Below are 630 nucleotides of genomic sequence, written 5' to 3' on the forward strand. Positions count from 1 at the left end.
GTGGTGTATCGACGGCCACTCGGTGATCTCGTTTTGAGGCTATGCGGTGAGTTCGGTGGGCAGGGCGGTGTCGTCGGTTTCTGACTCGATCGGGTGGAGGCGGGCCTTGGCGAGGAGTTCGCGGCCCATGTAGCGGCGGGCCTCGGTCCACTCGTCGTTCTGCTCGGCCAGGACCGCACCGACCAGGCGGATCAGAGCGGTGCGGTCGGGGAAGATGCCGACCACGTCGGTGCGGCGGCGGATCTCCTTGTTCAGCCGTTCTTGCGGGTTGTTGGACCAGATCTGCCGCCAGATCTCGCGGGGAAAGGCGGTGAAGGCCAGCAGCTCGTGCTGGGCGGCGTCCAGGTGCTCTGCGGCCTTGGGGAACTTGGCCTCCAGCGCATCCAGGACGTGCCGCATCTGGGCCTGGACCGCGTCGGTGTCGGGTTGTTCGAAGACGGTCCGCAGCAGGGTGGCCACCCACTGCTGGGCCGATTTCCGAACCTGACAGAGCAGGTTGCGGGCGTAGTGGGTGCGGCATCTCTGCCAGGAGGCGCCGGGAAGGACCGCGCCGATCGCGTCGACCAGGCCGGCGTGGGCATCGGAGATGACGAGCTGGACGCCGGACAGGCCGCGGGCGATCAGCGAGCG

Annotated in this window: 1 protein-coding gene; it reads right to left on the reverse strand. The window is 68.1% G+C overall.

Features of this window, described 5'->3' with window-relative positions; translation table 11 throughout:
* Positions 1-39: 39 nt before the first annotated feature.
* Positions 40-630 (reverse strand): IS256 family transposase (locus tag IE260_RS41155; protein WP_189881037.1); only part of this gene is annotated, 591 nt, incomplete at its 5' end.

Source organism: Streptomyces viridiviolaceus (assembly GCF_014650995.1).
In the GTDB taxonomy this organism is placed as follows: domain Bacteria; phylum Actinomycetota; class Actinomycetes; order Streptomycetales; family Streptomycetaceae; genus Streptomyces; species Streptomyces viridiviolaceus.